This is a genomic window from Moraxella macacae 0408225 (assembly GCF_000320365.1).
In the GTDB taxonomy this organism is placed as follows: Bacteria; Pseudomonadota; Gammaproteobacteria; order Pseudomonadales; family Moraxellaceae; genus Faucicola; species Faucicola macacae.
Genome location: NZ_ANIN01000002.1, coordinates 127,610 through 142,328, shown reverse-complemented (window position 1 = coordinate 142,328; position 14,719 = coordinate 127,610). Strand labels below are relative to the sequence as shown.

Here is a 14,719-nt window from a genome sequence, read left to right as displayed (position 1 = left end):
GGCAAAAACTTGACAGGATACAGAAGAATACTATGTCTCACCGCTCTGCACCGCTAACCATTCCGCCACTTATTGGTGAAAATCAACAAACTTTGGACGAAAAATCTGCCAAAAAGCAGACAAAAGTTCTATTGTCTACACTGCAAGCGGATATTGCCCAATTTAAAAGCAGCCGTTTTCCACCACCAATTTTAAAACAAGTGCAAGACATGCCAATCTACACAGGCAACTTGGCCGAGGTTCAACAATATCAAGCTGAATGGCAAAATTTTATTGAACGAGCAAAATCTTTTTATCCGTCCGCCTATTTGCCCCCTGACTATCTGCCACTGCCTGCCAGTCTTGAAATTCCACAATTTGTATATTGGGTGCAAAAACTACATTTAGCCAAAACGTATGCCAAAGAGTCAAAAAATTTTGGTTCGGTGGGTGCATTGCTCAACAAATGTGGCGAATTTAAAGATGCTGAAATTTTGGCAATGGAGCAAGTTTTTAATCAAAACCCCAATGCCAGGTTGGTCGCCCATCGTGAATTTATTGACTTACGTGCCTATGTGTTTTGTCGCGATGCACATGGTGAAATGCTTGATCCACAGCGGTTACGCTTTTACCGAACTGGACTTATCATTCACGCCTTGCCCGGTTTTAAATTGGTTGACAGTCGACAAACGCCGAGAAAAAAACGCAACGATGCCTACCAAAACCCAATTGCCAATAATGATCTTTGGAAGGTTTTTGTTAAACATTAATTTAAACGAATTGAACAAATTTAAATTAACCTAAACAATCGTTAGCCCATTTAGTCCATATTGTTAACAAAACCATATAAAAGGGAATTGCTCCAATGCTTTTAGTGTCTTTGACGGATAATTTAATGCTTAAAGCCACCCTATTTTTAGGCGTGGCGGTGATATTTATCCCACTGCTAAAACGTTTTGGCATAGCAACCGTTATGGGTTATTTATTACTCGGTTTAATGCTAGGTCCAAGTGGGTTTGCGGTGGAAAATGATGCAACAACCCTGTTGCATTTTTCTGAATTTGGCGTGGTTTTGTTGTTGTTTATCATTGGCCTTGAGTTACAACCATCGCGGTTATGGGCGTTGCGTCATGCAATTTTTGTATTGGGCGGTTTGCAAGTTTTGTTAACAGGGCTTGCGTTAATGATGCTGGTTTGGCAAATTTTTGGTCTTGGTTTGTCCACAAGTTTTGTCATAGGTTTTGGTTTGTCCTTGTCATCTACAGCCTTTGTGTTACAACTATTAACCGAAAAACAACAATTATCCAGCACCCACGGACAGCAAGCATTTACCATTTTATTATTTCAAGACATCGCCGTCATTCCACTGCTTGCTATGTTGCCGTTTTTGTCAGGCGTACAAGCACAAACTTATGACTGGGTGTATTTTGCCAAAATCGGTGGTGTTTTTGCAGGCTTAATCCTCGCCAGTCGCTATGTGGTGCGTCCGTTTTTTAAATTTATTGATGCCAGCGGTGCCAATGAATTGTTGACTGCGGTGGCATTGTTTATCGTGTTTGGCGTGTCGGTATTGATGGAATCAATTGGCTTGTCTATGGCATTGGGGGCGTTTTTGACAGGGGTTTTGCTTGCTGATTCAGAATATCGTCATGAACTGGAGGCCAGCATTGAACCGTTTAAAGGTTTGTTGCTCGGTTTGTTTTTTATGTCGGTTGGCATGTTAACCGATGTTAAATTATTGATCGCACAGCCGTTATTTATTATTGGCAGTGCAATTGGTTTAATGTTGGTAAAATTTTTTATCTTAAGCGTTTTGGCAAAATTTTTAAAAAAAACCACCGCCAACAGTACGCGTTTGGGTTTAACTTTGGCTCAAGGCGGTGAATTTGCATTTGTGTTGTTTAGCGAAGCCTACGCTCAAAACTTATTAACCACGCCACATCACACCGCCTTAAACTTAATTGTTACCATATCTATGGCTTTAACGCCGTTTGCATTTTTACTACTTGAGAAAATATTAGAACCAAAATTTGCCAAACAATTGCCAATTCGTGAATTTGACCAAATTCCCAACAACAACCACCGCGTGATTATCGCAGGCTTTGGACGTTTTGGACAAATCGTTGGACGCGTGTTAAGCATGCACAACATTGAATTTACCGCCATTGAAAAATCAGCCCACCGTGTTGATTTTGTGCGAAAATTTGGCAATCAAGTGTATTATGGCAACCCACAAAACCCCGAAATTTTACGCACATCAGGCATTGGTAAAGCCAAATTATTTGTCATTGCTTTTGACGATCTTGAACTTGCCCTTAGTACCGCCCAGTATATTTTGCGACAATACCCACACATCACCATTTTGGCAAGAGCCACCGACCGCCAATACTATTATCGCTTGCGTGAAATTGGTGTGCAATACATTTGGCGCGAAACATTTTTGTCCTCGCTTGACATGGCAAAAACCTCGCTTAATATATTGGGTTTTTCCGATGCACAAGCCTCAAACAGCATTGAAACTTTTCGCAAATATGATGAAGAATTATTGGCATGCCAACAAGCAATTTATGACAACGAAGCCAAACTCATAGAATCCGCCCTATCTGCAAGCCGTGAGTTAGAAAGACTGTTTGACAGCGATGTTGATGAAGCCCAAAAAGAACAACATTAAGCAAAAATATTAAACAGATTATAAACTTTTTATAATAAATCGTTATCAACAAACAATCAAATATCGATAAATCAGCAAAAAATTGGTATAATCCACCTATTTATTGTCAATACGTTAATTGAATTTACCACAAAAGAGACTTGTATGAGCGAAAAAAAACGCATTTTAACAGGCATTACTACCTCGGGCATTGCACATTTGGGTAATTATGTCGGAGCAATCCGCCCTGCTATTCAATCAATCCAAAATAATGACGATGAGGCTTTTTTCTTTTTGGCAGACTTGCATGCCCTTATCAAATGCCAAGATCCAGTCGCGGTACATAACAGCACCAAAGCCATTACAGCCACATGGCTTGCTTGCGGACTTGATCCTGAACGTGTAACTTTTTATCGTCAATCCGATATTACTGAAATTTTAGAGCTTGCTTGGGTGTTAAACTGTAATTGTGCCAAGGGCTTGATGAATCGAGCCCACGCCTACAAAGCCCAAGTTGATATTAACAATACCACGCCAGGGCTTGATCCAGATTTTGGCATTTCGATGGGATTGTTTGGTTATCCGGTTCTCATGGCTGCAGATATTTTGATGTTTAACGCCACGCACGTCCCAGTTGGCAAAGATCAAATTCAGCACATTGAAATGGCACGTGATATCGCAGGTACGTTTAATTTTAAATACTGCACAAAAGACAATCCGCTATTTGTGTTGCCAAATGCAATGATTGATGACGATACGCCTTTATTGACAGGGCTTGATGGGCGTAAAATGAGTAAATCATACCACAATACCATTCCGTTATTTGGCGAAGATCCAAATATCGATGGCGAAAAAGCCCTAAAAAAAGCAATTATGCGCATTGTAACCAATTCTCAATTGCCAGAAGAACCAAAAAACCCAGACGACAGTACGATTTTTGAGATTTATAAAGCCTTTGCCACTCCAAATGAAATTGCTAAGTTTCGCACACGTTTTGCAACAGGCATTGGCTGGGGCGAAGCTAAAGAAATTTTATTTAACAAAATCAATGATGAAATTGCCCCATTTCGCAAACGTTATGCCGATCTTATGGCAAACCCCAAAGAAATGGAAGAAATTTTACAATTTGGCGCTAATAAAGCTCGCTATGAAAGTCGCAAACGCTTAGCAAAAATACGAAAAGCCGTGGGAATTAAACCATTGGCAAAATTAAAATAATCATGAAATAAAAACAATCACCAAATAACAGTACCAAGCATGCAAGTTCGTATTTTCACCACACCAGTCCAATCGCTTCCTGACGATTTATACATTCCGCCAGAAGCGTTTGCTGTTTGGCTTGAGCAATTTGAAGGGCCTTTGGATTTTTTATTATACCTTGTCAAAAAGAACAATTTTGACATTACAACAACTGCAATTTTGCCAATTACTGAACAATATTTGAGTTATATCAACGAATTAGACGAACAGTATTTTGAGTTGGCAGGTGATTATTTGTTAATGACAAGCACGCTGATCAACATCAAAAGCAGCCTACTGTTGCCAACACCAAAGCTGGCCGATGACGAAAAAAATCCCACTAAGCAACTTATCCGCCGCTTAGAAGAGTACGCCCAAATTAAAGCAGTCAGCAAAAAAATTGACATGCTTATCCGTTTGGAGCGCGATGTATTTTTGGCATTTGCCAGTCTACCAGATGAAAACCTTACCAAAAGCCCATCTTACCCTGTTGTGTTATTAACCAACAGTTTAATTAACATGCAAATTAAACCAGACTATCAAATGCACCATATCAAAGCAGATATAATTCCGCTTGCTGAACGTATGGCAAACATCAGTCAGATTTTGGCAAGCCGTGGCAAAAGTGAGTTTGGGGAGATTTTAGACAAATCACAAGGACGGCTTGGCGTGGTGGTGAGTTTTGTCGCTATCCTTGAACTTGCCAAACAAAAGTTGATTGATTTTGCACTGATACGCGATAATGCAACCAACATCAATGACTTGACATTAATTTGGACTGCCTAACAGCATCGTCATAACCTCGTCATAACAGCATAGCCAAACCCTTAAACCGTAAATTTAAGAGTTGGTTAATTTAAAAGATTAAAGGTTAAAGATTTGGTATATTGGCTTATTTTTGAGCTTCGCTTTCTGCCTGTTCGCGCCCTTGCTCTTCTTGCAAAGCACGTTCAGCACGCAACTCAAACCGCTCGCCTGTGGCTTTAATACCCCAAACCAACTCAACAAACGCACGGTTATTTAACAGCGGTTCATCTTCAATAATCAGCCAGTAGCCTTGGTTGTTAATCCACAGAAAAATAAAACTTGTGTTTGGCATTAGCATGTCAATGGTTGAGAAAAATGACACCGCTTGACCATGAATCGCCCAACCGCGTTGTTGTTGACGTTGTAAAAAGCCAAAAAAATCAGCCGCCGCCACACACAATGTATCGGCTTCTTGTTGCGTAAAGCCCATTTTTGCCAAACAAAAACCCTCATCGGAACCAATTGCCACACGGCGCGAACTGGACAAACTCGCTGACACATAACGCAAAAAATCATCTAACTGAACGCGTGGAGCAACAATGGCTTTATCCACAACCTCCACCCACCCTTCTTCAATAAACATATCAAGCCAGGTTTCGCTATAACGCTCGCTCCATTCATGAGCAGTCATCGTTTGTTCAGGTGAGAGCATGGCTTGCAAAGCAAGTTGTTGTTCCGATGGATTCACTTGTGAAAAACCATGCAACACACCATCAGGGGTTAAAATCACATGATTAACAATCGGTTCGTTGATCGTTGCCATAAAGTTGTCCTTTTTTGTTTGATTTATAAAAAATTGGCTAATTTTAGCGTAATTTTCGCAAAATAAAAAGTTTGTTACGATAAAAGGTAGTGAATTTATTAGTCAGTTTGGCAAAACATCACAAAATTGCATAAACCAACACGCTAATTAACTGTGCCATTTGGGCTTTATCTCTGGCATCAACCACCATCACATTGGCCGGAATGTTCATTTTTATCAATTCATCAGACAGCCTTTGGTGTAAATCCCACGGCATATTTTGCGCATGAGTAATACCAACAATCAACGCACTGCTATGAATTAAGGGCAAAAAACTTGCCATATAATCTTTCATATCTTGCACAGGATCAGGATTTTCGGCATTGATTAATAGCACCAAACCCAACGCATTTTCGCTTAAAATTTCCCACATAAAATCAAAACGTTTTTGCCCAGGTGTGCCGTACAATCGCACCTGTTCACCGGTTGGTAATTTCATAATGCCATAATCCATTGCCACTGTGGTGGTTTTTTTCATCAATTTGACGTCATCACTGGCACTTTCTTCGGTAGTAACCACTTCTTTATCAGACAAGGATTTAATCGCTTGGGTTTTGCCTGCTCCAACAGGTCCTGCAAAAATAATTTTATAAATATCAGTTTGTGATGTTAACATGGATTTACTCTAATTTTAGTTTTTAGCAATTTTAGTTTTAGCAATTTAGTTTTAGCAAAAAAAAATGTATATTGCATTCATAATATCGTTTTAAGAACAATTTAGCAAGCAATCAATTTTATGCCACGCCCAAACGGTTTAACAATCTGGCCAAAATCCTGTTTTATTGGCTTTTTGAATGCCTGTATTGATCGGATTGTCAACTGCTTTAACCAAATTTTGTGAAGTATTTTGCGTAGATTTATTGTAACTGTTTAGCAAAACTTCATTATTTACCGCATTTGACATAATAAGCAATAACAACACTTGGTTAACTTGTGCATTGGTTAGTTGTGGAAATAATGTGTTAAAATCCAACAATGTACGCGGACGCCCCAAACAGCTTGCGATCAAGGGCACAACATAATTTGGCACAAAATTGATACCTGCAAAATTTGGCATAAATGTTGCTTGAATTTGCAAGCAATGACTTTCGCCATAATTATTGCGACGCACTTGCATAAGCTCTAATCCAATAAACCAAATCACCTGAGTTAGACTGTATTGCTTTGCCCCCAGCTCCAGTAAATTGGCTGTTCTTTGCCGAAAATGATTGATATCTAGCACTTGAAACAGCAAATTTTCTTCTTTTAAACCAATCCCCACGACAAAACCATCGCCAATACGCTCTAAATTATCGCTAATCACACTTTTGTCAATCGGATTGATATACATCTGATAGCCGTTAATCGTTACTCTGCTAAATTCGGTAAGCGACTGCAATTTTTTAGCAAAACTAAACAATGGGCGTTCAGCGATATCAGTGAAAATATCCGACAACAGTGCAAATACTTGATTAATTTCATCGACATTGCCACTTGTTTTGCTTAGGCTATTATTAAGGTTTGGTGATTTTTGAGTTGTTGATAAATTGGAGTTTGTGAATGAGCGAGAATTGGCAATTTTTGTCCCTGCAAACGATTCGTTGATCAAATCTTGCACTGCTTTGTTTGGGTTTTTTGGCAATATATTTAACGCATTTTTTACGTTTTTTACGTTTTTTATATTTGCGCTATCGTTATTAATGTCGTGATTTGTTGGTGCAAATTTTGGCAAATCAAGCATAACTTTGATACAATCTGTCATTTGCTGACGCGTGTAAGGTATGGTCAAAAATTCATAGTTGGCAAATGTATCAAGCAAAATCTCGTTTTGACGCGTGATAAACAAAATCGGCTTGTTATTGGTATAACTTTTTAACTTTTTTGGCGGTTTGTTGTCAACCAAATCAAGCCCCACGCCCTCAAAATCAATGATAAAAACATCGCTTTGTTGCTCTTTATCACTCAAGGTTGGCAACTCAAATGTGGTTTGCCCCAAGTTACGGATAATCCGATTAACCTGAATGTTTTTAAACGTCATTTCCAAAAAAATTTGAATAACATTGGCATTGGTTTCGGTAAACCCAATCAACAATAAACTTGGCGTATTTGGCATTTTTACTCCCCATAAACAACCCATAAACAATCAAATTCATATCAAAATCAGCACATATTTACGTTTTTGACACTTACGCTTCATCAATTTTTTGTTTCTTTATTATCATTTTTTTGGCGCATTTTTTCCTCAAAAGCATGACGCGTTTTTGTCCAATGCTCACTAAACTGCCATTTGCTTTTAGACAATTCCCACCACACAATGGTAAACGCCAACCGATCGTCGGTTGTTAAGCAATGCTTAAAAAACTCTTCTTCAATTGCAACAATTTCCGCCCCAACTTCTTCAGGGTCATCTTCATAATCTTCTAACGCATCAAGCAACGCCGAAATGGTGATGGCAGCCACAGAACGCGAATCATCAGGCGATACAAACATTTGGTTGTCAAATACCGACATAGACGGCGAAACCAACACGCTCCAACGCGTCGCAAGCACACTGCTTTCTAAAATATATTTTTTATTATTAATACACTCTTCATAACCTTCGATTACTTTTGGATTGAGTTTTTCTTTGACTTGAGACAACATGCGTTCACCAAAATAAGGCACATCATACCAACAACCAAAAAACATATCGGTCAACGCACCCTGTAGCGGCTCTTTTTCATCAAGCTCCATTGCCGTCATAACGCGACTGGTATGCAAATCCATATTCATCGGTTGACTGATGATTTGACGGCTATAAAAACGGTAGTTTATCCAATGCTTGTTGTGTTTTTTACGGCTATGTGCCGACAATGAATACATACAAATTCCTTATGAATAACAAAAACTTATAAAAAAATTTACAAAAACAAAATTTATGGATAACAAAAATGCAACGCTTAAGGCATGTTGCCAATTTATCACACCTTAAACAATCAGAGTAATAAATAATCAGGGTAAAATTGTGCTATTTTAGCATAACTTTAGTGCAACTAAACATTTTGTCATAAAAAAGCGTCATTCATGCCTGATAAATGACGCTTTAATGGATTTTTGTTTAAAATTAACAAATCAACAAATTGGATCAATCCAACTGCATTAATACAACATCAGTCCAGCAACGTGTCCATTAAATCAATCATAAACTCACCGTCTTCTTCGGTCATTGGCTCAAAACCTGCGGTTATACCAAGCTCTGCCAACACTTCCTGCCCTTCAGTATCTGCGGTCAATCCCATTAATGCTTGCAAGGCCTCTTGATTGCCTGTCATTTTTTCATTGACAAGCACAACATGAGTAATATCACTTAAATCACTTTCGATCAAAATATGCAGTTGCGACAAGGTTAAGCGCGACAAGCTGTGATACACCTCTGATAAGAAAAAACCAACATCGGCATTGCCTTTAATCACCTCGCGAGCAGCCGCTTGGTAGTTTTCGGTAATATTCCATTCAATGTCATTTTCTGCCAAATCCACCGCTTCTAGCAAACGCAAGCCAATTAATTTAACATCGCGATTGTCCGCCATCGCAACTTTACAGCCTTTTTTTAGTTCATCAAGTTGCTTAAATGCACCTTCAGCTTTAGTGGCAATTACCATTTCATTGGCTTTGTTTTTGGGACGAGCAACGGCACGGTAGCCTTTTTCGCGAATCAAATGAGCCGCATCAAATGGATTGGCATAAATAATATCCACATCACCTTCGTCAATCATTTGCGTTTGTTCTTGGTGATTGGCAGGGGTTAGTAGGTGCATATGAATGCCTGCACGCTTTTGTAACAAAGTGTTAAGCATATGCCAACCTGCAAAACGCTCTGGGGCAAAATCCAGAGCAATTAATAAGTTCAATTTCATGCCTGCTCCTCCTGTAGCATTTTGGCGTACAGTTGTTCTGTTTCAGCAATTTTGCTACGCGATGGTTTGCGACGCACCGAGGTATAACCCACAGTTTCACCACGACGCACGTTTGGTACAGCGGTTGCATACACCCAGTAATAACTGCCATCTTTGCACAAATTTTTTACATAGCCATGCCATTTTTTGCCTGATTTTACCGTCTCCCACAAGTCTTTAAACGCCCATTTTGGCATTTCTGGGTGACGCAAAATATGGTGCGGTTTTCCGATCAATTCATCGCGTGTATAACCACTAATATCCACGAACGCATCATTGGCATGCGTAATCACACCATCTAAATCCACACGCGAAACAATCAATTTTCCATCAGGATACGGCAATTCATTACTGGTTGCATACACAGTACGCTCGCTATTGTCATTAAATTTTAGCCGATACTCTTTGCTGTCGCCTGCAGGTTTTTGCATATCTGGAAGTTCAATCACTGTCATTGTTCATTCCTTAATTAGCCCTAAAATTAATATTAAAAAACAATTAATGCTAAAAACAATTAATATTAAAAATCAATGTTAAAAATTCATGTTAAATTTAACAAATTTATCAAAAAACGCCAATCAATTAAATTAATTTTGCCAAGGCTTCTGACGCACGTTTAATATCCAAAAATATCAAGCCCAATTTTGCATTTGGCTTGGTTAAAACAGTTAATACCGCTTCAGAACCTGATGATGACATGATGACATAGCCTTTTTCACCTTGCACCATAACACACTCGATTGTACCACGAGCCAATTCACGGCCTGCACGATCACCGAGTGATAGCAAAGCAGCTGACATCGCACCAACGCGGTCTTCATCAATACCCACTGGCAAGGCTGATGCTATCATCAAACCGTCGGTTGAAATCAATGCAGATGCTTCTACATCTGATGATGAACTGTTTAAATCATTTAATACTTGTTGAAACATTTCGGTACGCATGGCGACTGTCCTTTAGTTTTGTTATTAATTTTTAATCATATTTTAATTGTTTATTAAAAAATAAAATCCAATTAAAATCCCATCTTACTAAAAAGTTGTTAACAACCGCTGATTGTTAGCAATTGATAACCAACTGTTTAAAAATATTTCTCGATTATAACCGATTTTAAAGCAGTTTTCACCAAAAAATTGTGGCAAAAATCACCAATTATCGTTCATTTCATTACTTTTATCACTTTTACCCAATTTTTTGTTGAGTTTGTCATTGTTATTTGGTGAATAATTTTAGGATTAATCTTAGAATTAATCTTGGATTAACACTTGTTTGTGCAATTTTGCCAAACCGTCTGTCATAGCCTGCTGAAGTGCGTAAGTTAATTCATCGCGGCTTTTACCAATGGGGCTGATTGGATCAAGTGGCAAAACATAGGCTTTGGCAGGGTGATTGTCAAGCACGCGTTTGATACTTTGCAAAAAACTCATATCACCAAAATAAGGAATGCTGTCGTCAAGCTTGCCTTTATCGTTCACATAAGCAATTACAATTGGCTGAATATTCACCTTCGTGTCGATCGCTGATTGCAATAATTTGCCATGAATTTTTTTAATGGATCGACCGTTTGTGGTTGTTGCCTCAGGAAAAAACACCACAGGCGATCCTGCTTGTAAAAACTTAGCCATCTGCTCGCCAACACTGCCTGTATCACCAGAACCACGCTGAATAAACAGTGTATTGCCCGTACGTGCAAGCCAGCCAATGAGTGGCCACTGGGCAATTTCAGCTTTTGACAAAAAAAACGTCGGAATAATGCTACCCACTACCGGAATATCCAGCCACGAAATATGGTTGCTTGTCCATAACGCATGATCTTGCGGAATGGGTTTTATTGCAACCACATCTAATCGAATGGATTGACAAAACTCCAAACAAAATTTTTGAATGGCTGCAATAATTTCTTGATTGGTGACATTTGATTTCTGATCGATCTCATAGGCGGTTTTACTCACCTTTGCCAAGGAAACCAAGGCATAAGCCACGCGTTTGCTGCGAGAAAGCTGGGTTTTTATTGCGGACGGTGTGTAGTTTTTTGGTTTTATTAATTGTTTGGCAGTGCCAAATACCAGGTTTGTCATTGTGCTTTTATAATCGGTGTTGCTGTTATTGATATTAGCGTTATTGACATTGTTGGGCTTGAGTTTTTTCTTCGTTTGCATTGGCATATATGACCTTTTTGTTAACAAATGTTTTTTATTATAACAATCTTTTTACAAAAAAGCATGACAAAAAATCACCACAACGCACCAAAACAACTGTAATTTAACAACTACAATTTAACAACTACAATTTAACAACAGTAATTTAACAACAGTAATTTAACAATTGTAATTTTGCCAATTGTTACCATATAATACAAACAATACTATATAAAGGATCTACATTTGCAATATTTTGAGCGACATCAAGGCGGTGAAAATGCCATTTTGGTACATCTAACCCTAACCCATTTAACCGATCCTGACGATTTGGAAGAATTTCAACTTTTGGTTGAGTCGGCAGGAGCAATTCAGCAAGCACTCGTTACAGGCAGGCGCAGTAAACCTGATGCCAAATATTTTGTCGGTACAGGCAAAGCCGATGAAATTGCCCAATTGGTAACGCTACACGAAGCAGATATTGTGATTTTTAATCACAGTTTAACCCCATCACAAGAGCGAAATTTGGAACGTTTGCTAAAATGTCGTGTGCTTGATCGCACAGGATTGATTTTGGATATTTTTGCCCAACGCGCCAGAACTTATGAGGGCAAACTGCAAGTGGAATTAGCCCAACTCAATCATTTGGCAACGCGTCTTGTGCGTGGTTGGACGCATTTGGAGCGACAAAAAGGCGGTATTGGCTTGCGTGGCCCTGGTGAAACCCAGTTAGAAACCGATCGCCGTTTGTTACAAGTGCGTGTCAATCAACTTAACACCAAACTGGATAAAGTCAAGCAAACCAGAGCTCAAGGGCGTGCCAAACGACAAAAATCCGACATTCCAACCATTTCGCTTGTGGGCTATACCAACGCAGGAAAGTCAACATTATTTAACCATTTGACCAATGAAACCGTTTACGCAGCTGATAAACTTTTTGCCACATTAGATCCAACTTTACGCCACGTCAACTGGAAAGGACTTGGTTCGGTGATTTTGGTGGATACGGTAGGTTTTGTACGTCATTTGCCACATGAATTGGTAGAAGCCTTTCATGCCACACTAGAAGAAACCTTGGAAGCGGATTTATTGCTACACGTCATTGACAGCAGTCGCGAAGATATGCACGAACAAATTGATGCCGTAAAAAGCGTATTAAGCCAAATTAAAAACAACGTGCCTGTCTTAAATGTGTTTAACAAAATTGATTTAACCTGCAAGCCTGCACACATTGGTTACAGCGACAACCATCAACCAAACCGCGTCTATATTTCAGCACAAAACGCACTTGGCATAGACAAATTAACCACAGCCGTGCAACAGCTTATCGCAGGCGATCTACAAAACTATCAACTAACCATAGCTCCAACCTTGCCAAACAGTGGACAATTGTTAAATCATTTACACGATTTGGGCGTGATTTGGCAACTAAACTACGATGAACAAGGCAATACCCTCGTCAATATACGCCTTGCCAACAATCGTTTGCGTCAATTGCTCGGACAACACAAAATTTTAGCCAATGATGTCTTGGCACCAACTGATATCGCACGGCTAATACCACCCCCAGAACCATTTGAGATTCCTAACATTTAAGATGCCAAATTTGACTGATGGTATTTTTAAATAAAATACCAATCATTTTTTACTATAATTTTTAAGATTGATTGACTATAATTGATTTATTCATTGGTTTAATTGGTTTATTATTGATTTTATTCATAATCGGCAGGTTGCAAAGCCACCCTCCCCACAAAACAACATAAACCCAAAATTCAAGTAAAAAAATTGAAAGTAAAGAGTGATTGTTATGCCAAATTTTGCCAACGTAAAACAGCGGTTTTTACCGATGCTTGCCACATTATTGTTGGTTATTGTGGTGCGCGAGGGCTGTATGTGGCTAAGTGAGCCGCTTGGTTTAGGCTCGGCGGGTAATATTATTGGCATGGTGGTTATGTTAATTTTACTCATCATTTGGCGCTTTACCAAAGGCTTACCCACTTGGCTTACCGAATCCAGTAACATTTGGCTTAAAGACAGCGGTTTTGCATTTTTGCCCATTTCAGCAGGGGCAGGCTTGCTTATGTTTAATTTGGGCGACGAGTTTTGGCGCATGTTTGCAATTATGGCAATTAGCACTCTGCTTCCGCTATGGGCAATTGGACATTTGGCCGGAAGGTGGCTTAATGGCAAAAGTTTAAGCAGACGCCAAAAACAAGCCTCATCAGCCACACAAGGAGAAAGCCAATGATAGCAAATTTTGTGCCAACCGGCCTTATGTTAAGTGGTTTAACCACCAATTTACCGCCAGAATACCTACAAAATATCAGTTCAGGTATGATGCTTATTTGTGCGGTATTGTTAACCTTGGGTGCTCATATTGGCTCCAGGCTATTAAATGCCAAATTTAATGTTATTCCTGCAATTATTTTTGCAATTTGCTTAACATTGTTGTTTTTATTTTTAACAAAATGGGGCTATCGTCATTATTATGACCTTGCTCAACCTTTGTTTGGACATTTGCTCGGCTATGTAACCGTCATGCTTGCTATCCCACTGGCATCGCTAAATTTTGAGGGCATTCCTTTAAAAAAACTTAGCAAAATCATTGTATTAGCCACCACAACTGGGGCTTTATTTCCCATGTTATTGGCAACAGGTTTAAGCTTAAGTCATGACACAATTATGGCATTCTCCTCTCGCTCGGTAACCACACCAATTGGGCTTAATATCGCAACACTTGTCAACGCGCCGCTTGCTATGGTGAATTTAATCATCGTCATTTCGGGCTTAATGGGAGCGTTTGCAGGCAAATTTTTACTCAAAGACGTAACCGATGAACGTGCCAAAGGCTTAGCGTTAGGCTTGGTTGCTCATGCATTTGGTACAGTAGAAGCGTGGCAAATTAGCCCACTGGCTGGGCGTTACGCAGCTTTTGGATTGGCGGTCAATGGCATCATCACCGCCATTTGGTTTCCGCTTGTATATTTGGCTTGGCAATCGGCCTAAACCGCTTAAATTTTTTATTTAAAATCAATAAGTTATAAAAATTTCCACAAAATCTGTGGATAACCTTGTGGATAAGTTAAAAAATTTGACAACTTAACCCTTATCGTTATCGGCTTTTGGCTAAAATTGTACATTTTTTAACCAATTTTTAATGTTGCTTTTTTGCTAAAAAAATCATAC

15 protein-coding genes are annotated in these 14,719 nt (G+C 39.1%); 7 read left to right on the top strand and 8 right to left on the bottom strand.

What is annotated here, in order from left to right; translation table 11 throughout:
• The first annotated feature begins 32 nt into the window (after positions 1-32).
• The 4 genes from MOMA_RS06170 to MOMA_RS06155 all read left to right on the top strand — a co-directional run bounded on the left by MOMA_RS06170 (position 33) and on the right by MOMA_RS06155 (position 4,654).
• On the top strand, positions 33-749 hold the full coding sequence (locus MOMA_RS06170) for a hypothetical protein (protein WP_009501621.1): 717 nt from the start codon (positions 33-35) through the stop codon (positions 747-749).
• A gap of 95 nt (positions 750-844) precedes the next feature.
• Positions 845-2,650 carry a monovalent cation:proton antiporter-2 (CPA2) family protein gene (locus MOMA_RS06165; RefSeq protein WP_009501620.1) on the top strand — a complete coding sequence of 602 codons (1,806 nt, stop codon included), beginning with the start codon at positions 845-847 and terminating at the stop codon, positions 2,648-2,650.
• Positions 2,651-2,794: 144 nt separating this feature from the next.
• Positions 2,795-3,847, top strand: coding sequence for a tryptophan--tRNA ligase (gene trpS, locus MOMA_RS06160; protein WP_009501619.1), 1,053 nt, complete (start codon positions 2,795-2,797; stop codon positions 3,845-3,847).
• Between the two features lie 39 nt (positions 3,848-3,886).
• Positions 3,887-4,654 (top strand): segregation and condensation protein A, encoded by a 768-nt coding sequence (locus tag MOMA_RS06155; RefSeq protein ID WP_009501618.1) that lies wholly within the window; start codon positions 3,887-3,889, stop codon positions 4,652-4,654.
• Between the two features lie 106 nt (positions 4,655-4,760).
• Here the strand turns inward: MOMA_RS06155 and MOMA_RS06150 are convergent, their stop codons facing one another.
• The 8 genes from MOMA_RS06150 to MOMA_RS06115 form a co-directional block, all read right to left on the bottom strand.
• The gene (locus MOMA_RS06150; protein ID WP_009501617.1) at positions 4,761-5,438 is read right to left on the bottom strand and encodes a hypothetical protein; all 678 of its coding nucleotides are present in this window, start codon (positions 5,436-5,438) and stop codon (positions 4,761-4,763) included.
• Between the two features lie 118 nt (positions 5,439-5,556).
• Entirely contained in the window at positions 5,557-6,093 is a 537-nt protein-coding gene (locus MOMA_RS06145) for a GTP-binding protein (RefSeq protein ID WP_009501616.1), read from the bottom strand.
• Between the two features lie 138 nt (positions 6,094-6,231).
• Positions 6,232-7,569 (bottom strand): hypothetical protein, encoded by a 1,338-nt coding sequence (locus tag MOMA_RS06140; protein ID WP_009501615.1) that lies wholly within the window; start codon positions 7,567-7,569, stop codon positions 6,232-6,234.
• 83 nt (positions 7,570-7,652) lie between these two features.
• Entirely contained in the window at positions 7,653-8,318 is a 666-nt protein-coding gene (locus MOMA_RS06135) for a hypothetical protein (RefSeq protein ID WP_009501614.1), read from the bottom strand.
• Between the two features lie 287 nt (positions 8,319-8,605).
• Complete coding sequence (locus tag MOMA_RS06130) at positions 8,606-9,352, bottom strand: phosphate/phosphite/phosphonate ABC transporter substrate-binding protein (RefSeq protein ID WP_009501613.1); 747 nt, start codon at positions 9,350-9,352, stop codon at positions 8,606-8,608.
• The gene (locus tag MOMA_RS06125) at positions 9,349-9,846 is read right to left on the bottom strand and encodes a PAS domain-containing protein (protein ID WP_009501612.1); all 498 of its coding nucleotides are present in this window, start codon (positions 9,844-9,846) and stop codon (positions 9,349-9,351) included. Before MOMA_RS06125 ends, MOMA_RS06130 begins: the two co-directional genes overlap by 4 nt.
• A 127-nt stretch (positions 9,847-9,973) precedes the next feature.
• Entirely contained in the window at positions 9,974-10,336 is a 363-nt protein-coding gene (locus MOMA_RS06120) for a roadblock/LC7 domain-containing protein (RefSeq protein ID WP_009501611.1), read from the bottom strand.
• A gap of 303 nt (positions 10,337-10,639) precedes the next feature.
• The gene (locus MOMA_RS06115; RefSeq protein ID WP_009501610.1) at positions 10,640-11,557 is read right to left on the bottom strand and encodes a lysophospholipid acyltransferase family protein; all 918 of its coding nucleotides are present in this window, start codon (positions 11,555-11,557) and stop codon (positions 10,640-10,642) included.
• Positions 11,558-11,776: 219 nt separating this feature from the next.
• On the opposite strand from MOMA_RS06115, the gene hflX reads away from it, so the two are divergent.
• The 3 genes from hflX (at position 11,777) to MOMA_RS06100 (ending at position 14,539) form a co-directional block, all read left to right on the top strand.
• A complete protein-coding gene (gene hflX, locus MOMA_RS06110; RefSeq protein ID WP_009501609.1) occupies positions 11,777-13,126 on the top strand; it encodes a ribosome rescue GTPase HflX in 1,350 nt (449 codons plus the stop codon).
• A gap of 214 nt (positions 13,127-13,340) precedes the next feature.
• Positions 13,341-13,781, top strand: coding sequence for a CidA/LrgA family protein (locus tag MOMA_RS06105; protein WP_009501608.1), 441 nt, complete (start codon positions 13,341-13,343; stop codon positions 13,779-13,781).
• A complete protein-coding gene (locus MOMA_RS06100) occupies positions 13,778-14,539 on the top strand; it encodes an LrgB family protein (protein ID WP_009501607.1) in 762 nt (253 codons plus the stop codon). Before MOMA_RS06105 ends, MOMA_RS06100 begins: the two co-directional genes overlap by 4 nt.
• Positions 14,540-14,719: the final 180 nt, after the last annotated feature.